Genomic DNA, 20,819 nt, shown 5'->3' on the forward strand with positions numbered 1-20,819 from the left:
ATTCGTCAACGGTCGTGCTAATCACACATTTCGCGAGAGCGCGATCAAAACAACTCCAATAAAATCTCCCAATTGGAGCAACTGTTTTTGGCGCGGCGGTGTTTCACCTGTTTAATTTCCCACTTCAACCCACCTACAAATGAACTACAATTATGTTGGAAACACCGGCCTGATGGTCTCGGAACTCTGCTTTGGCACCATGACTTTTGGAGCACAGGAAACCGGGATGTGGGCTCAGATCGGCCGGTTGCAGCAGAAGGAAGTCAATCAGATGATGAGCGCAGTCTTAGAATCAGGTATCAACTTCATCGACACCGCCAATGTCTATTCCTTTGGACAGTCGGAGCAGCTCCTCGGCCAGTCGCTCGTGGATCTGGGTGTAAAAAGAGACGAAATCATCATCGCAAGCAAGGTTCTAGCCCGAATGAATGACTCGCCAAACAGCTCGGGACTTTCCCGTTATCATATTTTCAATTCAGTAGACGCCAGCCTGAAACGCCTTCAGTTGGACTATTTGGACATCCTCTATGTGCACGGTGTGGATGCTAAAACTTCTCTGGAGGAAATCCTGCGATCATTGAATGACATCGTCGAAAGCGGAAAAGTACGCTACATCGCCATCTGCAACTGGCCGGCATGGATGGTCGCCAAAGCTCAAACCATCGCCCAATACCGTGGTTGGCACAAGTTTATCGGACTTCAATATTATTACTCCACCGTGAGCCGCGACATCGAGCACGAACTCGTGCCGATGGCTGCAGATCTTGACTTGGCGATATTCCCTTGGAGTCCTCTGGCGGGCGGTTTTCTTTCCGGAAAATTCACCCGAGCGGGAGACGCGGCGGACGGCTCCAGACGAGCTTCCTTTGATTTTCCTCCCATCGACAAAGAAAAAGCCTACGATCTGGTGGAAGTGATGCGGAAAATCAGTGAAGCGCACGGAGTCACCGTTGCGCAGGTTGCTTTGGCCTGGGTGCGCCAGCAGCCGGGAGTCACCAGCACGATCATCGGCGCAAAAACACTTCCTCAGCTCCAGGCAAACATCGCCTCGACCAAGATCAAACTCACCGAAGACGACCTGGTAAAAATAAACGAAGTGAGTCCACTCCCACCTCTTTACCCAGGCTGGATGGTCAAAAGACAAAGCGCCTACCGGAAATAATCCTCCATACCCCGACGCAAAAAAGGCTGTCCAAACCAACTGGACAGCCTTTTCTATTGATAGCCGAGGAGATCAACTTTTGCAGGGATTAGTCGGGGTGCTCGACATACCGCTCGAAGAATTCCACGATCCTGCCAATCCTGTCCAAGCGTCTGTGTATGGCTCCTGATCGTGAAAGTTCGTGACCTTCTTCCGGATAGCGGATATACTCAACCGGCTTGCCAAGGATTTTCAAACTTTTGTAAAGCAACTCAGACTGACGAACTCCGGTCCGGAGGTCATTGTCTCCGTGAAAGATCATCAGGGGAGTCTGGATATTTTGCACGTAGGTCTGAGGACTGTTGTAATCCAGGATTTCTTTTGCGCCTTCTTCCCACGGATAACCGAAGTAGTTTGGCACCAGTCTCCAGGCATTTCCTTCGCCCATGAAGAACGTCAGCTCATACACGCCACGCTGTGTCAAAGCAGCTTTGAAGCGGTGATCATGTCCGACAATCCAAGCTGTCAAGTACCCTGCGTAAGAGCCGCCGGTAAGAACCAGTTGATCCTTGTCAATCCAGCTATAGCCTTCTACAGCCTTGTCCAAGGCAGTCAATACATCTTTGGCCGGACCGTCGCCCCAGTCCTGGTAGTTGCCTCTTTGGAAGTCTTTGCCATATCCCCCACTACCGCGCGGATTGGCATAGACGATACCATATCCCCTGCCGGCCAGCACCTGAAACTCATGCCACATGCTCCCCTCGCCTGGCCCCCACATGGCGGTTGGCCCGCCGTGCATCTCGAGAAGTGTAGGATATTTCGTACCTGATTTCATTCCAAACGGAGGCATCACCCAATAGTCTACCGTAAATCCATCCTGCTGAAAATGATGCGCTTCCGGCTGCGAAACCCAACGCTCAGCCAGCCAAGCGGTATTAAAACCTGTAAGAATTTGCTCGCTTTTTCCTTGGATATCGGACTTATAGAGTTCACTTGGGTTGGCCACTTTCGTCAGTGCATACACCAACTGATTGCCATGAATATCAAAACTTCCTACTCCGACAGGACCGGTGATCACAGGAGTGACCTTTCCGCTGGTAGCTTCTGCAGCATACAGGGTCACTCCACCCTGATTTGCTCCGGAGAAATAAATCATCTTGCTGTCGTCCGACCATTTTGCCCCGTCAAGCCTTCTATCCAGCGATTCGGTCAGCCACTTCAAGCCAGAGCCGTCGACGTTGACTGTACCAATCAGGCTTTGGTTGAAAGCACGATCCTCCGTATTCTGGCCCGAAATCATAATCAGTTTACCGTCGGGAGAAAAAGCAGCTTCTCCGAACCGATAATTTTCTTTGGTCAAAAAGACAGAAACCGATTTGTCTGCAAGCGTGATTTTGTAGATATCTGAGTTCAATTCCCAGGTAAGATCTGGGTGCTCCTCGCTCTTCACACTGCTGGTGAGGATATACGATCCATCCGGCGACCAAGCACCGCTGCCAAAGTTTTGATAACCCGACGTCAGCACTTGCGATTCTTTGGTTTTTAGATCAAATACCCCCAGATGTCTGAAGCTAATATCTGTGGAAAGGCCCCGCTCGCCTAGGAAGTTAAGACGGTCGATGACTCTTGGGTCGTTTTTGGAAGCGTTTTTGGCAAGCCAGGCCCGCAATTCCTCCACACTTCCATCCATGTCCGTTTTTACGGTTTCTTTGGCTTTGCCTGCCTTGATTGCCTCGTAGTTGGGCTCATCGCCATAAGTCCTGCCCGGTCGCGGATTCGCCCAGGTGGGATTCCCTTCCATTTCTCCGAGTGGCACGGAAAAAGAGAAAAGGATCTTTGAGCCATCGGGTGACCAGACGGGCGACGAAGCCCCGCTTTTCTCCGATGTAATGACCTGCGCTTCTCCGCCATCCAGCGGCAAGATCCAGATTTGGGATTTCCCCTCCCAGCCTTTGACAAAGGCTAGTTTTTTCCCGTCAGGAGAAAGGCTAAAGCTGGAGAGATCATACGTCGGACTGTTGAGCACCTTCGTCTGTGAAGGATCTGCCAGATCCATCTGGATCAACTGACTCTTGTAGTCGTATTTGCCATCCTTGTCAGCTTCCATGTAGTTTTTTACAAAGATCACCTTGCCGTCCGGCGTGATTTCAGGATTAGATACCGTGATGATCTTGGTCAGATCGCTCAGCTGGATGGGTTTTTTCTCCTGGGCCTGGATCGCTAAGCTCCACAGCAACAGGGTCAACAAAAGTAAATTTCTAAGTTTCATAAGGCAAGTTGGTTTTCAAAAGTAGGACAAGTACCTAACCTAAGAAATCCCGGTCTCATGGGAAAATAAATCCAGCCTAATCGGAGTGAATATGAGAAAACAGGCAAAAATTTGGGTTTAGCGGAAAGGGGCAATCTCAGTGATCAGAATGCAGTCACGAGGCCGATCACTGATTGATTACTGAACGGTCCCCACCGCCAACTGGGACACCGAGTTCAGGTAGGTTCCAATCGCTTTGCCCAACCTCCTAAAGGTACTTTTGAACACTTCCTCATTTTCCTCCAAGAGTGTCACGCGGAATCCTCTCAGGTCGGAGCAAAAAGATGAAATCGGCACCACGCAGATCCGCTCAGCGGCAAGTAAGTAATACACAAATCGCTTATCCAGTGGCATCTCTGAATCATTCAGCCACGAATCCAGCAGCGATTGCAGTTGGGGATCGTCGATTGGCAGATGCTGCTCGGGCGAAAGGAGCGCCTCATCAAAGACTATCGTGTTGTAAAATGCACCCTGGGTCGGATTGAATTTGATTCCGGGGATATCTCCCAAGATTTCCCGCATCCAGTCCGAGCGCTTTCCGATTTGCTCATTGGCTTCAATCCTGTAGGCGTGATATGCCGGATGGCTCATGATTTTTGGGATGGCCAGTTGAGGCAAAATGGTAGAGCAAACCTCGATCATCTTGGCATTTTCCAAGGTCTGGCAAAGCTTCGCAAATTCCTTGGAAGACTCCCTGTTGTAAAACTCCATCCAGCCGCAGCGCGATCCTGGCCAAGGAAATTCCTTTGAAATACCTTTCAACGAAATAGCAGGCCGATTGCCGATCACTTCTGACAGAGCGACGGCCTTGATCCCGTTGTAGGTGATATTCTGATAGATCTCATCCGCGATCAGCAGGAGATTGAACTCCTCTGCAATCTTCACAAAATCCTCCAAAACCTCCTTCGGATAGACCATGCCGGTCGGATTGTCCGGATTGATGATCAAGATCCCGACGATCGATGGATTGTACTTGACCTTCATATAGAGGTCTTCCATATCCGGAAGCCACTGATTGTCAGGATCAAGCTTATAGGTGATCGGAGCGGTATTGGCGTGGGCGGCTTCCGCCGAAGAATGGGTAGAATAGGCCGGTGATGGGCCGATGATTCTGGCCGTCGGAATCAGGAATTGGTACAGCTTGGCGATGGCATCTCCCAGCCCGTTAAAAAACAAGATATCTTCCGCAGTGATTTGGGTGCCGCCTTTTTGGTTGTTCAGGCCGGCGAGAAACTTGCGGGTTTCGAGCACGCCTTTGGAATCAGCATAGCCATAGGTCTTGTCCTCTTTGAGCAAATCAGCGATGATGGACTTCATCCAGTCAGGCACATGGTTACTCTTCTGGATGGGGTCTCCGATGTTTTCCCAGGTCATAGGATAGCCCAATGCTTCGATCTGACGGGCTTTTTTTACGATCCCGCGGATTTCATAGCTTAATTCTTCGGCTCCGGGTCTGAGGAGTAGCTGTCTCATAGATGAATAGGTTTGGAAAAAATTCCGCTGCAAAGAAACAAAAAAGCCAAAGGAAAGCGCCCTGAGTTTCTGAAAAAATGGAAGATCCTTTGGGCGGAAAAACGGCAAAAACAGGATTTGCCTTGAGTTTTTTACAAGACTATTTTTAAACGGCCGAAATTTTAACAGTACGTGGATAACATTATCCGCAACAATGTTGCGTATTTATCCCGGGTTTTCTACCTTTATTTTTTAAAAGATTAAAGATGGACCAGCGCAAATTTGACGTAATCATCATCGGTGGAAGCTATGCAGGACTTTCGGCAGCCATGGCCTTGGGGCGGTCCCTGCGGCGAGTTTTGGTCATCGACGCGGGAAAACCCTGCAACCGACAGACGCCTCATTCGCATAACTTTCTCACTCAAGACGGGAAGACTCCGTCCGAAATAGCTGTCATCGCCAGAGAGCAAGTTGAGAAGTACGACACTGTGAGTTTCCTTTCGGATTATGCAGTCCAAGGCCGAAAAACCGATCAGGGCTTTGAGATCAGCACGGAGAAGGGAGAAGTCTTCGAAGGGACAAAGCTCATCTTCGCCACCGGAGTCAAGGACCTCATGCCTCCTATTCCCGGCTTTGTCGAGTGCTGGGGCATTTCGGTGATCCACTGCCCCTATTGCCATGGCTACGAAGTCAGAGGTGAAAGAACCGGAGTTTTGGCAAATGGGGAGTTCGCCTTTGAATACGCCAAGATGATCACCAACTGGACGAAGGATCTGACGCTTTTCACTCAGGGTGAATCAAGCTTGGCCAAAGAACAGGCGGAGAAATTGATGGCCAAAGGCGTGAAAATCATCAAGTCCAAGATCGCCCAAATAGAACATGCAGACGGGAAACTCACTCAGGTTCATCTCGAAGACGGCTCCAAGGTCCCCTTAGCTGCGCTCTATGCAAAAACTGATTTCGTCCAAAGTTCTGACATTCCCCTGGCTCTTGGCTGCACCATTGCCAAAAACGGATATTTGGAAGTCGATTTTGTACAAAAGACCAATATACCCGGCGTATTTGCATGCGGTGACAGCACCAATATGTTTCGGACCGTCTCCTACGCGGTATCGGCAGGTACGATGGCCGGTGCAGCGTGCAACAAGGAACTGATCGACGAAGAGTTTTGAATTTCCCTCCCAGGAGTGTGCCAATGTAACTTCTCAATACCCAAACATCTCTATTTAGAGACTGGTATCTATCGAAAAACCCCTGAGATCTCTGCGATTTTTCAGGGGTTTTTCAAATTTAGATTTCTATAAAAGCTTACGCCTTGAGAAGAAACTTATCCGTTGGGAATGACATCTCAGGGTTTTTTGATCATTTCAGATTCTTATACCGGATCCTTTTCGGCGTCACATCGCCCAAGCGTTTCTTTTTGTTTTCCTCGTAGTCGGAGAAGTTGCCTTCAAACCAAACCACCTGAGAATCGCCCTCAAAGGCGAGGATATGAGTACAAATCCTGTCCAAGAACCAACGGTCGTGGGAGATGACTACTGCACAGCCGCCAAAGTTCTCCAGCGCTTCTTCCAAAGCACGAAGGGTGTTGATGTCCAAGTCGTTGGTCGGTTCATCCATCAGCAGCAAGTTGCCGCCTTCTTTGAGCATCATGGCCAAGTGAACGCGGTTACGCTCCCCGCCGGATAGCACGCCGACTTTTTTCTCCTGATCCGCTCCCGCAAAGTTGAATTTGGAAACATACGCTCTCGCATTTACCTCCTTATTCCCCAATTTCATCAGTTCGTTGCCGTCTGAGATGATCTGGTAGACCGTCTTGTTCGGGTCGAGTCCGCCGTGCTCCTGATCCACGTAGGATAGCTGCACAGTCTCGCCCACTTCGAAATTGCCGGAATCGGGCTTTTCCTGTCCCGTGATTAGTTTGAACAGCGTGGACTTACCGGCACCGTTTGGCCCGATGATCCCGACGATTCCGCCTTGGGGAAGCGAGAAGCTGAGGTTTTCAAACAGCAACTTGTCGCCGTATGCTTTGGATACGCCATTTACTTCGATGACTTTGGCACCCAATCGCGGTCCGGGAGGGATGAAGAGTTCGAGTTTGGCTTCTTTCTCTTTCGCCTCTTCGCCGACCAGCTTGTCGTAGGCACTCAGACGAGCCTTTCCTTTGGATTGACGGGCTTTTGGAGACATGCGAATCCACTCGAGTTCGCGCTCCAGAGTCTTCTGACGTTTTGATTCGGTCTTTTCCTCCTGCTTCAGACGGCTTTGTTTTTGATCCAACCAGGAAGAATAGTTTCCTTTCCATGGAATCCCTTCGCCCCGGTCCAGTTCCAGGATCCATCCGGCTACGTTGTCAAGAAAGTATCTGTCGTGAGTCACGGCGATGACCGTGCCCTTGTAGTTTTGCAAGTGTTGCTCCAGCCAATGCACGGACTCGGCATCGAGGTGGTTGGTAGGTTCATCCAGGAGTAGCACGTCCGGCTCTTGCAGAAGCAGGCGGCAAAGTGCGACGCGTCTTTTTTCCCCTCCGGAAAGGTGCGCGACATTGGCGTCCGCGGGGGGCAGCCGAAGTGCATCCATGGCTTTGTCCAGCATGACGTCCAGTTCCCAGGCATTCAGCGCATCGAGTTTTTCCTGCACCTCTCCCTGACGAAGGATCAGCTTATCCATGGCGTTTGGATCTTCCATGATCTCCGGATCCATGAACTTCTCGTTGATTGCATCAAATTCCCGGAGCAGATTCACGGTATCGGCGACAGCCTCTTCCACGACTTCCTTGACAGTTTTGGTTGGGTCGAGCTTGGGCTCCTGCTCGAGCATGCCGACGGTGTAGCCCGGAGACCAGACCACTTCTCCCAAAAACTCTTTGTCCAATCCGGCAATAATTTTCAGCAAAGAGGATTTTCCGGAGCCGTTGAGACCCAAAACGCCGATTTTGGCGCCATAAAAAAACGAGAGATAGATATCCTTGAGAACTTTCTTTTGCGGGGGGTAAATTTTTGAAACCCCGGCCATGGAAAAGATGATTTTTTCTGCACTCATACTTGTATTTTAATCGTTAGGTATCTGATTGGAGCAAGATGGCAAAAATATACCTTTCTTAGGATAAGTGAGGGCTAAATGATTATTTTGCGGAAAATTGGAGACGACCACCTATAACCTATTGTATTGAAATGGAGCATCCTTATGGATATATCAAGGACGGCAAAGTCTATTTGAGGGGGTTTCTCGGGCGAGATGACCGGGAGATCGGAGAGGTAAAAGAAGACGAAGCCTCCACCATCAGCTATTTTGAGGCCCGTTTTGAGCAAATCAAAGATAAAGTAGCCAAGCTAAAATCAGACATCGCGGAAAACCAAAACAAGGGTTCCTTTCTGATGAAGCTGATCCATCTCCGCGATTCCCTCTATCAGACTGATGCCTTGGGGGATTTCATCCCGCTGATCGAGACACTCAATGAGCAAGAGGCCTTTTTGAACGAAATTATACAGGTCAATCGGTCCAAAAACCTTGAAGTCAAGCGAACCCTGATCGTAGAAGCGGAGGGAATGAGAGACGATACGGACTGGAAAAATACCGCGGAGTTTTTCAAAGAACTCAAAATGCGCTGGATCAAAACCGGCCCCGTAGAAAAAGAAATCCACGAAGAACTCGAGCAGGAATTCAACGATTCGATCCAGACTTTCTTCGAAAACAGACGGCATTTCTACGAGGGGATGGCGCTCCAAGCGGAGGAAAATATCAAAGTCTATGAAGCTTTGGTCGTGCAGGCGAGAGAAGCACATGACTTTCCCGATGCCAAGATGGCCTTTGAGATCAGCAAGCGAATCCAGCGGGAATGGAAAGAAGCAGGAAAAGTACCCGCGGAAAAGCGTCAGCCACTTTGGGATGAGTTTTCGAAGTTGAACAACCGGATTTTCTCCCGCTATAAGCGCACCCTCAATCCCGGCCCAACCATGCATCCACGTGAGGTCTTGCGCAAGATCGAGACGATGGTCGATGAGTTGAAGAAAATGGCCCACCAACCGACGGCCTACGCGGTGACCACCAGAGCCAAGGCGATTCAGGAAGAGTGGAAGAAACTTCCCGCTCACAAGCCTAAAGAAGCCAATCTCCCGGCGAGATCGTATCAGTTTTTCATGGACATTATCTTCGAAAAAGCCTTCCTGGAAAAACTGGCCTACGGCAAATTCCCGGGGTATGACACGATGCCCATCGAGGAGCAAAACCAGATTAAATCCGGCATTCTCAAGGACTTACTTCACCGGGATCAAAGCGAGCTGGACACCATGCAAAACAATTCGGATAACTTCCGCGTGCAGACTCCTGATTTTGAAATGATGATGCGAAAAAAGTTATCAGGGCTCAAGCGAAAAGTAGACGTAAAAAACTATATTTTGAAGCAACTTTCTCCTCGAATATGAGTAGAACCTACTTATCCAAAAATTCACTAATCTTGCACCTTTAAAATTCCGCAATTCCTTTTAAAATAAATACTATGTACTGGACACTTGAATTAGCTTCCTATTTGGAGGACGCACCCTGGCCAGCGACCAAGGATGAGCTTATTGACTACGCTATCCGCTCCGGCGCTCCACTCGAAGTAGTGGAAAATCTCCAAGAGCTCGAAGACGACGGAGAGCCTTACGAGACCATCGAGGAGATCTGGCCTGATTATCCTACCAAGGATGATTTCTTCTTCAACGAGGACGAATACTAAAAAATGAAAGTCCCGCCGGTGCGGGACTTTTTGGTTTTCGGGAAATCTTCTAGTGGATTGGGCACTTGACCAGTACTACAACCCCAACACCTGTCGCAGCCTTGCATATCCAGTTTTGCTCACGGGAATCCGCTCCCCACCTCTTAGCTTGACCAGGTAGGCATCACGCTCGTAGGGTTCGATGCCCGTGATTCCGTTTAGATTGATGATAAAAGAGCGGTGAACCCGCGCAAACTTACCGGCATCCAGACTTTCTTCGAGGGTTTTCATCGTCATCTTTTTTAGGTATTTGCCGCCTGAAGTATGGATCGTCACATAGTCGTCCTCTGCTTCAAAGAAGTTCACCTCCTGGACCGGGATGATCTTGATATCGTTTTTGACCCGCACGACCAGTCGATTGCTTTTCTCAGCCAATAGATTCCGTTCGGAATCCGGAGCTTCGGCTTTATTTTCGTTCCCCACGCTATCCAGAAACCGATCAATCGCCTGCTTAAATCTCGCTTGTGAAAATGGTTTCAGCAGATAGTCCATCGCTTTGGCGTCAAAAGCTTTCAGCGCATATTGATCAAAGGCAGTCGTGAAAATCACCGCAGGTGGCTCGTCTAAGAGCTCGAGCATCTCAAAGCCGGTGATCTTGGGCATCTGTACGTCCAAAAAGATCAGGTCGGGCTTATGCTGCTGGATGGCTTTCATCCCCTGAAATCCATCCTGACAAACCTCCAACACCTGAAATTGGGCAAAGTCAGCCAAATACTCTTGTACTATTCCGGCCGCCAGTGGCTCATCGTCTATGATAATTGTCCGAATCATTGAAATTGAGGGATTTTGAGTTTGACCTTAAATTGCGTCCCGTCTGCTCCAGACTCCAGCAGATCGGTTCGTCCAAATAATAAAAACAGCCTCCGTCCGACAGAACTCAGACCAAAGCCGGTGCCTTCAGCAGGCGTCGATTCCGGGTCGAACGGATTTTTCACTTCCAACACAAAATAATTCCCCTCCCGCTTTCCCGATACTTCGATCTTCACCTCTCCGGTCAGTCCGTAAAGCCCGTGTTTGATGGCATTTTCTACCAGCGGCTGGATCAAAAGCTGTGGCAATTTGACCGCCTCGGCTCCCTCCTCTACCTGAAAATCAACCAGAAGCCGGTGGCCAAATCTCACCCGCTCGATATCCAGATACATCCTCAGGTAGTTTAACTCCTCACTGAGTGAAATCCAGCTCTGGGAATCCCTTCGGATCGTTCCCCGCAAAAACTCCGAAAGCTGCAATACCATCTCTCTCGCTTTTTGGGGCTGCGATCCGACCAAGGCATTGATCGAATTGAGGCTGTTGAAGAGAAAGTGCGGCTGCAGCTGCTGGCGTAACTGAGCCAGTTCGGCATCTTTGGAGAGCTGAAGCATCTGAGATTCGCGTTGGTTGAGTTGCTCTTGATCCTGCAGCTTGGAGGCTAGCAAAGCGAGGACTGCAGAAAGTACTTCCACTCCCGCCAATACCGCCAGCCTTAAATAAAAAGTGCTGCGAAGAAAGTCCAGATACTCCGACTCCTCCGAAAACCACCAAGAGAGCAGATATCGATGTGCTACAACACCGAGAACGCTCAACATCAGCGGAATCCCCACAAGTTGTCCCAAGTTTTCCTTTTTGGGAAGAAAGTAGCTAAACATGCTTTGGATGACAGAAAGGCTCACGATGACGATGACCCCAAACACCAAGCTGTCAGCGGCAGCCGTTTCGATTTCTAATCCTTGTTGGATCTGTAAAAGAAAACATCCCAAGAACCAGACAATTCCGGTTCCGGGGATGATCCATTTTCCTGTTTTAGGATTTGAAAAAGCGTTGAAAAGCAAAGCGGTAGCGTTTTGAGTTGGTTTTAATATCGTTAATAGGATTTGATTTCCAAGCCACCGAAGAGGATCGTACCCTTGAGCACGACTACTTTGCTGGTGTCGACGCCGCCGTCGCGGAAAAACCGCTTATCCTCTAGGCCTGCAGCGATGTTGGACACTTCGGTGCGGATATCCCAGTGAGGTGGTACGATCAGTTTGACGCCCCCAAAGATGATATCCACTTGGATGGTCACCACGCCTGTGAAATCAGATTGGCTCAGATCAAGATCCACCCCGCCGAATGCCGCTGTGATCTTTCCACCCTGAAAATCCTTCGTCATCATTCTCCGATTGACACCGCTGAAGACCGCGTCGATATTCACCCGATCCGTGAAGGAAGTGCCCGTAGTACGGGTAAATCCACTTCCTGCTCCCGCAGCGCCGGACTGATAATCATCCGACTCGCCTACGATCTTGGCATCTTCTACGGTGGACGAAAACGTGTCCTTCTTCACCTTTGGATCTTTGAACTTCTGTTCCCAGTTCGTGCGGATCTCGTCCAACACGTGGTTTTCTCTTCTTTTGTGTACAATCAGATAAATCCCCACGGCAATGAGTCCAAGTGGCCAGACGTATTGTCCGAGGCCGAAATCCAAATCAAATTCATTTCTCAGTAGGAAGTATGATCCGATGAACAACATCACAAATCCGAAGAAACTCCTGAACTCATGCTTGATCACTGCAAATACACCGATCACGATCAGGATCATGGGCCAGGTAAGTACCCAGCTGGGGATGAATATGCCCATTTTTCTAAGCAGAAGAATGACTCCTATTCCAAGGATAATAAAGCCGAAGGCGATATTTCCGTCGTTGTTTGGTCTTTTAAATTTGTTCATGGCTTGGTGCGTTAAAGTTGATGATCAAATGTAGACCAGTCAACAATCCCGGAGAACAGGCGATAGGCAGAGTCGGGCTAAAAGTCGGTAAACAGGGAGAAATGGTCGGTGAAAATGCAGCGGGAAATTTCGCCGATTCGACTTTTACCTGGAAAGCAGAAATTCCGCATATTCCAAATCCTCGGGCGTGGTGATCTTGATGTTTTCCGGATTGCCGGGAATCAAAGTCACCTGCCATCCCTGGTACTCATAGACGGTGGCGTCATCAGTGAATTGCGGCATCTCTGCCACCTGAAACGCTTGCCTGATCTTCCCGATTTGAAAAGTCTGCGGTGTCTGTACCAGTCTGAAATACTGTCTTTCCTGAAAAGTACTTTTGCCATCCTCACCAACTTTGCGAAGCGAATCCTTCAAATCCACTACAGCGATTGCGCTTCCTGATTTTTCTGCCTCAGCGAAACTCTCAAGAATCACATCCTTCTTGACAAAAGGTCTCACTCCGTCGTGTATTGCCACCAAGCCCTCCTCAAAAGGGAGATTGTCCAGTCCGTTTTTCACAGATTGAAATCGGGAATCGCCCCCGGCAACGAGCTGGTGAGGAATCGAGAAATCATACCTGAGACACAGTTCTTTCCAGAAGGAAAAATCATCCGCCGGCAATACCAACAGTTGGAAAATATCCGGTTGGGAGGCCGCAAAAACTTCCAGGGTATGCATCAGCACCGGCTTCCCGCCTATCGGCAAATACTGCTTGGAGACGTCTCTTCCCATTCGGGTCCCTTTACCTCCCGCTACCAGAATTGCAGCTTTTCTCATGGACTAAAATTTGATTTCTACCTATTTCTGAAGATTCGAAATTACTTTCCCCAGGAATAAATGTACCATGTAAGGTATAAAAAAAGCCCCGTTCGGGGCTTTCAGTTTTAGAGGATCAACATCGCGTCTCCGTAGGAGAAGAAGCGGTATTTTTCTTTGATTGCTTCCTTGTACGCCTTCATGATCAGATCGTATCCGCCAAATGCAGATGCTGTCATCAGCAGGGTCGATTCAGGCAAATGAAAATTGGTAATCAGCGAATTCGCAATCTTGAATTCATAGGGAGGAATGATAAACTTATCCGTCCATCCGCTGCTCGCCTTTAATCTGCCTCCAGCAGTCACGGAAGACTCCACGGTCTTCAGGGAGGTCGTACCTACCGCCACTACACGTTTTTTAGAATCGAGCGCTTCATTGACCAATTTCACAGTCCCTTCTGGAATGCTGTAGTTTTCTGAATCCATCTTATGCTTGGTCAGATCTTCTACGTCTACCTGACGAAAAGTCCCTAACCCGACATGAAGTGTGATCGGACTTACCTCGACGCCTTTCAGCTCGAGTCTTTTCAACAACTGAGGAGTGAAGTGCAGTCCTGCAGTAGGAGCCGCAACGGCGCCGACATTTTTTGCAAAGACAGTCTGGTATCTTTCTCTGTCTTCCGGCTCGATGTTGCGCTCGATGATATCTTTCAAGAGGGGAGTTTCTCCCAGCGTATCGATGGTTTTCTCAAATTCCTCTTGACTGCCGTCAAACAAAAAACGGATCGTCCGGCCTCTGGATGTAGTATTGTCAATCACCTCTGCTACCAAATCACTGTCACCAAAGTAGAGTTTGTTGCCGACACGGATTTTTCTCGCCGGATCTACCAACACATCCCAAAGTCTGAGTTCCGGATTGAGTTCTCTCAACAGGAATACTTCAATCTTGGCCCCCGTCTTTTCCTTGTTACCGTACAGTCTCGCAGGAAACACCTTGGTATCGTTAGTCACGAATACGTCGCCGTCTTCGAAGTACTCCAAAATGTCCTTGAAGATTCTATGTTCGAGCTGACCTGTCTTCCGATGAACCACCATCAGACGGGAATCGTCACGGTTTTCTGTAGGGTAAAGGGAAATTAATTTCTTGGGGACGTCAAATTTGAAGTCTGATAATTTCATAGTGGAGCTTTAAGCGTCTTACTCGATATTGTGACTCTGTGATTTACTTTAAAAAACGCAAAGTTAATAACAATAATGCCCAAATTCAGCTAACTTGACAAATTGTTTTAACCAACTATACCTCGCATGCTGTTTTTCCAATTGACCTGGGAAAGTTTCCGCTTCGCTGTCACCGCCCTCAAATCCAACCTCACCCGGACGATTTTGTCACTTCTGGGGGTCACAGTAGGTATTTTCGCAATCATCGCGGTGTTCACGCTGGTAGATTCTCTGGAAGGCAAGATCAAGTCATCCTTTGCCTTTTTGGGGACCAATGTGATCATGGTGGATATTTTTCCCTTCGAAAACACCTCAGATTACCCTTGGTGGAAATACTTTCAAAGGCCTCCGGGCACGATGGCCGAATACAAATTTCTGGAATCGAGACTTCAGAATGCGGAGGGCGTGACGATCTCGGCATCATCTAATGCCACCGTTCAGGCGGGAAGCAACTCCTTTGAGGGAATGGCCCTGACCGGAATCGCCTATACTTATCAAGATGTGTATGAAGTGGCACTGGAGGAAGGCAGGTACTTTACAGAAGCTGAGATCAACGCTTCGCGAAACCTTGCCATCTTGGGAAAAAAGATCGCTACTTCCCTCTATCCAAACCAACCTGCGATAGGAAAAGAAGTGAAGATCAAAGGGATGAAATTCACCATCATCGGCATCTTTGAAGAAGAGGGAGAGGGTTTTCTTGACCTTCCTTCCAAAGACGAAGCCTGCTTGATTCCGTTTGGTGCTTTCAACAAGATCTATTATACCGGCAAAAACGGCAATACACCGACTATCGCGGCGAAAGGAAAGGAAGACGATATTGGTCTGGTAGCACTTGAAAATGAAATGGCCGGCCTGATGAGGGCAAAGAGAGGATTGAGACCCACAGAGGAAAACAACTTCGCACTCAACAAAACCGAGTTTATCCAAAATGCCATCGGCTCAGTCTTCGATGTGATCTCGGTCGCGGGATGGGTGATTGGCGGCTTTTCGATCCTTGTAGGTGGATTTGGCATTGCCAACATCATGTTCGTCTCGGTGCGTGAGCGAACCAACATCATCGGCATCCAAAAATCACTTGGCGCAAAAAATTACTTTATCCTATTCCAATTTTTGTTTGAAGCGATATGCCTGAGCTTGATTGGTGGGGGTACCGGAATCTTACTGGTCTTTGGCATTAGTTTTATTCCATTGGGCACTCTAGAACTAATCCTTTCCTTCAAAAACGTCATCCTGGGACTCGGCGTCTCGTCGATCATCGGCGTGGTTGCAGGGATCGTTCCGGCGACCCTAGCCGCGAGGATGGACCCTGTCGAAGCCATTCGAACCGCTTAATTTTTCAATCAGTCAGAAATCAAAAAAGGAGGCGCTCGCCTCCTTTTTTGATTTCCGTCCAGAGCAGCGCTCCATCGCTACTTCCGGGCGGCTCTTATCTTTTTCCTTCGAAAAAGTCCCGACCTTTTTCCGCACTAAAGGGACAATCATCACAAGCGCTTCAGCTCTACTATTGCTCATGATCGGCTTTAGGGCACTTTGAAGAAGCTACCTTCCGTCGGCGACCCCGACTCAACCTGTGAATTGAACTCCCAAACCCAAAGGGCATCAACAGTCGACCGAGGCAGAAAACCCGCCTGATAGGTCCTAAGTGCTATATGAAAACGTGATCACTTTTTTAACATTTAATTAAAACAAGCATAATAATTTTCAAGCCATCTTTATAAAAATCGCACTTACTTTTCTGAAAAAACAAGAAGTATCAAAAGCGTCTACTCAGCTATCTCAACTGCTTAAGTTTATAGCTTTTTTACCTCGAAATTAATCACAAGACAGCTATTAAAGTAACAATCTATATCTAATAAAAATAGACTCAATTATATAATACCTCAAAAACAACAAAACAGACTAGTCTCGAAGTAAAAAATTCAAAAAGAAGGAATTACGCCCAGATATTTACCTGTTTGCGTTTTGCCGTCTATGTAATACTTGTATATTAACAGCACTATTTACCACTATCATACAAATCTAAAACCCTTAAAAACCCATCCATGTCCACATGAAGAAAAATCTACTCATCACATTACTTCTAGTAATGTCCAGTTTAATTCTCTTTTCCTGTAAAGAGGATGATGAAGAGCCTCTCCCCACTTCGGCGATTATACATTATAGTATAGCGCAGAAGCAGGTTGCTTTTACAGCACTTGCTATCAATGCCGAAACCTACCTATGGGATTTTGGGGACGGCCAGACCAGCACAGAACCAAACCCGGTCCATGTATACACAGATGGAGGCTATTATAAGGTGACGCTGTCAGTAACCGGCGGTACAGGGACAGTCACTTCAGAGTCAGACTTAGCTGTTGCGGTGACTCCGTACGTATTGCTGACTGGTGGCGCAACCGCCGCTAATGGGAAAACCTGGAAACTTACCGCCGCTCACAGCAAAAACGACCGCCTCGCCAACGCGGATCAGACCTTTACAATTGCCAAGGGCGCTCCGGCGGAATTGCCGACAGGAGCTTTTGATTTGTTCCTAGGCATGGGCGAAGTGTACAACGATACCTACACCTTCCACTACGACGGCGGATATGGTCACGATGTAATGGCCGACAAGGCAGCATTTAGCGGGTTGGTGTATCAAATGGTGACGACTGGCGGCGCTGGTATTGTCAATTCGGGAGGAAAAGACTTCGGTCTCTGCACAGGGAAATTTACTCCTGAAGCCAACGCGACTTTCACTTACGTCGAAAAGGAAGATTTCGAGATACCGTCTGTCTACGGACCCGGCGGAAAACTCACCTATCCTGCGGTAAGCACTCTTGATTTTTCCGGCAAAGAGTTTTTGGGTTTTATGGATTTCCAGCGAAAAGTCATCCTCCAGGACATCACAGATAAGACCATGCGGGTGGTCATGTTCATGGCAGCATCCCCGGGTAATCTACCGAAAAACACCCACGCGCTGGTTCTGACCTTTTCAGTGGTCGAATAAGGCGCCTCCTTTCCGGTCCAAAAAATCCATAAATCTTCAACTATGATCACTAAAACCAAATCAAAGCTTTCGCCTCCTATAGGCTTGGCTTATATACTCCTGATATTTTGCTGTTGGCTGACCAGTACCCCTGCAGCCCTAGCACAATCCCCGATCAAAATATCGGGCAAAATCATCAGCGAAACAGACAACGGGCCGCTTCCTGGAGTCAACGTAGTCATCAAAGGAACCCAAGTCGGCACAGTCACTGACATCAATGGCGCGTACAGTTTGGAAGTGCCAAATCAGCAATCTGTTCTGGTGTTTTCCTTTATTGGTTTCGATTCCAAAGAGATTCCGGTAGGCAATCTGACGATCATCGACAGCTCTTTGAAAGAAACCTCGACTGGGCTGGAGGAAGTAGTCGTCACCGCACTCGGCATCGAGCGACAGGAGAGATCTCTCGGCTACTCCGTCGGAAAAGTGCAAAGCGAGGATCTTACCCGCGTAGCGCAAGAAAACGTCCTGAACTCCCTAGCGGGCAAAGTGGCTGGAGCCACTATCAATTCTACCGGCGGTACCGGCTCGTCAGTTTCGATGGTCATCCGGGGAGCAACTTCCCTCAATACAGACAACCAACCGCTCTTTGTAGTGGATGGAGTGCCGATGTCCAATTCACTGAACAACATGGGGCAATTCGGCAGCGACAACATCGTGGATTATGGCAATGCCATCAGCGACCTGAACCCTGACGACATCGAAAGCATGACGGTATTGAAGGGTCCGAGCGCCGCGGCACTTTATGGAACGCGAGCTGGAAACGGCGTGGTCTTGATTACCACCAAAAAGGCCAAGAAAAACCAAAAGATGCAAATCAACCTGGTGTCCAATACCGTTTTGGACATCCCTTTCAAATTCTTGAATGTACAAAAGGGCTTTGCATCTGGTTACTTCTCATTCACACCGGAAGATGTAGGCGGAGGAGTACTTCCTCCAGTAAATGCCGGAGACGCCGCAGGATCAGGGCCGGAATTGGACCGGGGTTATTTTGCCCAGCAGTGGAATGCTCCCCTGGATGCAAACGGACAGCCTGTCCCAACGGAGTTGGTCTCCAACCCCAACAACATGCAGGATTTCGTCAATACCGGAATCACCACCACCAACGGCATCTCGGTATCCAACAGCACCGAGATACTGGACTATCGCATCAATTTGACCAATATGACTCACCAAGGTGTAATCCCCGGGTCTGATTTGTTCAAAAACAATTTCTCCACTTCTGCCTCGACCAAACTGATCAAAAACGTCACCCTCAGCAGTAGCATCAACTACAACAAAACATGGTCTAATAACCGCCCGTCCAGTAACCGTGGCAGCAATCCCTTGCAATGGGCGTATTCCAATCCTCAGGAAATTGACATCAATCAACTGGAGGACTATTGGGTGCCCGGACAAGAAGGACTTCAGGTTCGCCGGGTTTCTCCAAACCATGAGAATCCGTACTTCCTGGCACATGAAGTGAAAAACGGCTTTCAGAGAAACCGGATCTATGGAAACATCATGGCGGAATGGGAAATCTCCAAATCATTCAAAGTGCGGGGACGCTATGTCTTGGATCAATACGATGAGCGAAGAGAAACCAAAATCCCAATGGGCTACACCAAAGAACCAAACAATGGCGCCTACGGACTTGGCAACAGCACGTCCTCGGAACGAAATGTGGACATCTTGGCTACTTACACCAAAGTCTGGGACAAGTTGAATTTCAGTATGTCAGTCGGCGGTAACTCGTTGTATGCTAAAAGCACTTCCATCTCCAATTCCTCGAAACCGGGAGCTGGCTTGATTGTTCCCAACGTATTCTCTGTTTCCAATATCGCCAACGCTTCATTGGATTACCAGTCCTACTGGTCCCAGCGGGGTATCTATAGCATCTACTCCATGGCAAATATCGGCTGGAAAGACTGGTTGTACCTCGACTTGACAGCTCGAAACGATTGGTCAAGCACCTTGCCTACAGAAAACAGCTCCTACTTCTATCCATCAGCATCTATGAGTTTGATTGTCAACGAGGCTTTTTCCCTAACGGAAAAAATCTCCCAGTTGAAACTCCGAGGCGGCTACGCTCAGGTGGGTAACGATACTGGTCCATACAACCTCTATCCTACCTACGGCAACTATGGACAATGGGGAAGCGCCATCCGACTGGGCAAGTCAGGAACTATCCTTGCTCCGAATTTGAATCCAGAGAAAGCGACTTCGTACGAAATCGGAGCCGACCTGGCCTTATTCGACAGCCGCGTGAGATTGGAAGGCACCTACTATTTCATGCAAAACAGGAATCAGATCCTGCCCAATATCCCATTGGCTCCCTCTTCGGGTTTCAATAACATCAACATCAACGCGGGCCTGTTGGAAAGCCAGGGCATCGAAGTGGTGCTGGGACTGACTCCAATCCAAACAGCAAACTGGAATTGGGATATCAATGTGAACTTCTCAAGAAACCGAACCCGTATCATCGAGCTACAGGAAGGTGTGGATGTAATTGAGTTTTGGAGCGACAACAAAAGCTACTCCTACGGCTACGTAGCCAATGAAGAAACCGGAGAAGACGGATTGGTAGGGAATATTTATTCCTTCAAGAAAGCTCGCGTCACTGACAAAAACTCTCCTTACTACGGCTATCCCCTGATCGGTCAAGGTTTGGATGCGGAGTGGCTTCCAACCGCGACGCCGGTAAAAGTCGGCAACTACAACCCCGATTTCCTGATGGGGCTGCAGTCCCAGCTTTCGTACAAAAACTGGAGCCTGAGCATGACCTTCGACTGGAGAAGCGGCGGACAGTACATGTCGCAGACTTTTCGCTATTTCTCAGAAAGTGCCTCCACTCAAACCTGGCTTGACAACCTGGTCAATCCAAATGGACTCGGTCCTGGTGACGAGCTGCGTGATTGGGTGATCGCCAATGCCGATGAGCTTTTGCTTTCTGAAGAACTTCGTCCCATCGGCGGCCCGACGTCTGCCTATGGTGGATTTCCAGAAGGGTTCAGCGGAACGACCGTTCACGACGGCACCTTTGCACCGGGCGTGGTGGGGTACCATGATGAGGAAGGAAACTTCGTCTTAGCCAACGAAAATTTGGGGGGAGAAGGCACTACCTTTCTTCCATACGTAGTTAGTTTTCCTTGGGAATTTGGCACGCCAGCCATGTTTGATGCAGACTTCATCAAACTTCGGGAGATCTCTCTTGGCTACAGACTGCCTAGCGCCGCCGCGAAGAAAATCGGCATCCAAGGAGCCATGCTGTCGGTCTATAGCCGAAACATCATGCTATGGACCAAGGACTCCAGTTTTGGCATCGACCCTGAAAGAGCCTTCCAAGCTGAAGCGTCCAAAGGCAATCGCGGAACCCAGTTCAAGCAGGGTATCGAGCGATACAATGTGGATCCTTGGGTGATCCCGGTAGGTTTCAAACTTGATGTATCATTCTAATTCAAAA

The 20,819-nt window shown here is 48.7% G+C and carries 15 protein-coding genes; 7 read left to right on the plus strand and 8 right to left on the minus strand.

Translation table 11 applies throughout. The features are described from left to right. Nucleotides 1-139 precede the first annotated feature (139 nt). Nucleotides 140-1,162 (plus strand): aldo/keto reductase, encoded by a 1,023-nt coding sequence (locus tag G459_RS0110635; RefSeq protein WP_026967644.1) that lies wholly within the window; start codon nt 140-142, stop codon nt 1,160-1,162. 88 nt (nt 1,163-1,250) lie between these two features. Here G459_RS0110635 and G459_RS0110640 read toward each other — a convergent pair whose 3' ends face one another. Then, nucleotides 1,251-3,410, minus strand: coding sequence for a S9 family peptidase (locus G459_RS0110640; RefSeq protein ID WP_026967645.1), 2,160 nt, complete (start codon nt 3,408-3,410; stop codon nt 1,251-1,253). 177 nt (nt 3,411-3,587) lie between these two features. Further along, nucleotides 3,588-4,922 (minus strand): pyridoxal phosphate-dependent aminotransferase, encoded by a 1,335-nt coding sequence (locus G459_RS0110645; RefSeq protein WP_026967646.1) that lies wholly within the window; start codon nt 4,920-4,922, stop codon nt 3,588-3,590. A gap of 245 nt (nt 4,923-5,167) precedes the next feature. Between G459_RS0110645 and G459_RS0110655 the strand changes: the two genes are divergently transcribed. After that, complete coding sequence (locus G459_RS0110655; RefSeq protein WP_026967647.1) at nt 5,168-6,073, plus strand: NAD(P)/FAD-dependent oxidoreductase; 906 nt, start codon at nt 5,168-5,170, stop codon at nt 6,071-6,073. Nucleotides 6,074-6,263: 190 nt separating this feature from the next. Here the strand turns inward: G459_RS0110655 and ettA are convergent, their stop codons facing one another. Beyond that, nucleotides 6,264-7,943, minus strand: a complete 1,680-nt coding sequence (gene ettA, locus G459_RS0110660; RefSeq protein WP_026967648.1) for an energy-dependent translational throttle protein EttA — start codon at nt 7,941-7,943, stop codon at nt 6,264-6,266. Nucleotides 7,944-8,074: 131 nt separating this feature from the next. Here ettA and G459_RS0110665 point away from each other — a divergent pair, with 131 nt between their 5' ends. Further along, nucleotides 8,075-9,325: a DUF349 domain-containing protein gene (locus tag G459_RS0110665; RefSeq protein WP_026967649.1), complete on the plus strand. Its 1,251-nt coding sequence runs from the start codon at nt 8,075-8,077 to the stop codon at nt 9,323-9,325. 74 nt (nt 9,326-9,399) lie between these two features. Beyond that, nucleotides 9,400-9,621, plus strand: coding sequence for a DUF2795 domain-containing protein (locus G459_RS0110670; RefSeq protein WP_026952747.1), 222 nt, complete (start codon nt 9,400-9,402; stop codon nt 9,619-9,621). A 75-nt stretch (nt 9,622-9,696) separates the two neighbouring features. Here G459_RS0110670 and G459_RS0110675 read toward each other — a convergent pair whose 3' ends face one another. From G459_RS0110675 to queA, 5 genes are all read right to left on the minus strand, one after another. After that, nucleotides 9,697-10,431 (minus strand): LytR/AlgR family response regulator transcription factor, encoded by a 735-nt coding sequence (locus G459_RS0110675; RefSeq protein WP_026967650.1) that lies wholly within the window; start codon nt 10,429-10,431, stop codon nt 9,697-9,699. Then, complete coding sequence (locus tag G459_RS0110680; protein ID WP_245588162.1) at nt 10,428-11,468, minus strand: sensor histidine kinase; 1,041 nt, start codon at nt 11,466-11,468, stop codon at nt 10,428-10,430. Before G459_RS0110680 ends, G459_RS0110675 begins: the two co-directional genes overlap by 4 nt. 32 nt (nt 11,469-11,500) lie before the next feature. Continuing rightward, nucleotides 11,501-12,346 carry a LiaF transmembrane domain-containing protein gene (locus G459_RS0110685; RefSeq protein WP_026967652.1) on the minus strand — a complete coding sequence of 282 codons (846 nt, stop codon included), beginning with the start codon at nt 12,344-12,346 and terminating at the stop codon, nt 11,501-11,503. 144 nt (nt 12,347-12,490) lie between these two features. Further along, complete coding sequence (locus G459_RS0110690; RefSeq protein ID WP_026967653.1) at nt 12,491-13,162, minus strand: 2-C-methyl-D-erythritol 4-phosphate cytidylyltransferase; 672 nt, start codon at nt 13,160-13,162, stop codon at nt 12,491-12,493. 107 nt (nt 13,163-13,269) lie between these two features. Next, nucleotides 13,270-14,319, minus strand: a complete 1,050-nt coding sequence (queA, locus tag G459_RS0110695; RefSeq protein ID WP_026967654.1) for a tRNA preQ1(34) S-adenosylmethionine ribosyltransferase-isomerase QueA — start codon at nt 14,317-14,319, stop codon at nt 13,270-13,272. 126 nt (nt 14,320-14,445) lie between these two features. On the opposite strand from queA, the gene G459_RS0110700 reads away from it, so the two are divergent. The 3 genes from G459_RS0110700 (at nt 14,446) to G459_RS0110715 (ending at nt 20,812) form a co-directional block, all read left to right on the plus strand. Beyond that, nucleotides 14,446-15,690 (plus strand): ABC transporter permease, encoded by a 1,245-nt coding sequence (locus tag G459_RS0110700; RefSeq protein WP_026967655.1) that lies wholly within the window; start codon nt 14,446-14,448, stop codon nt 15,688-15,690. 718 nt (nt 15,691-16,408) lie between these two features. Beyond that, complete coding sequence (locus G459_RS28940) at nt 16,409-17,341, plus strand: PKD domain-containing protein (RefSeq protein WP_084454464.1); 933 nt, start codon at nt 16,409-16,411, stop codon at nt 17,339-17,341. 42 nt (nt 17,342-17,383) lie between these two features. Continuing rightward, on the plus strand, nt 17,384-20,812 hold the full coding sequence (locus G459_RS0110715) for a SusC/RagA family TonB-linked outer membrane protein (RefSeq protein ID WP_084454466.1): 3,429 nt from the start codon (nt 17,384-17,386) through the stop codon (nt 20,810-20,812). The last annotated feature ends 7 nt before the right edge of the window (nt 20,813-20,819 follow it).

The organism is Algoriphagus terrigena DSM 22685 (assembly GCF_000429445.1).
GTDB classification, from domain to species: domain Bacteria; phylum Bacteroidota; class Bacteroidia; order Cytophagales; family Cyclobacteriaceae; genus Algoriphagus; species Algoriphagus terrigena.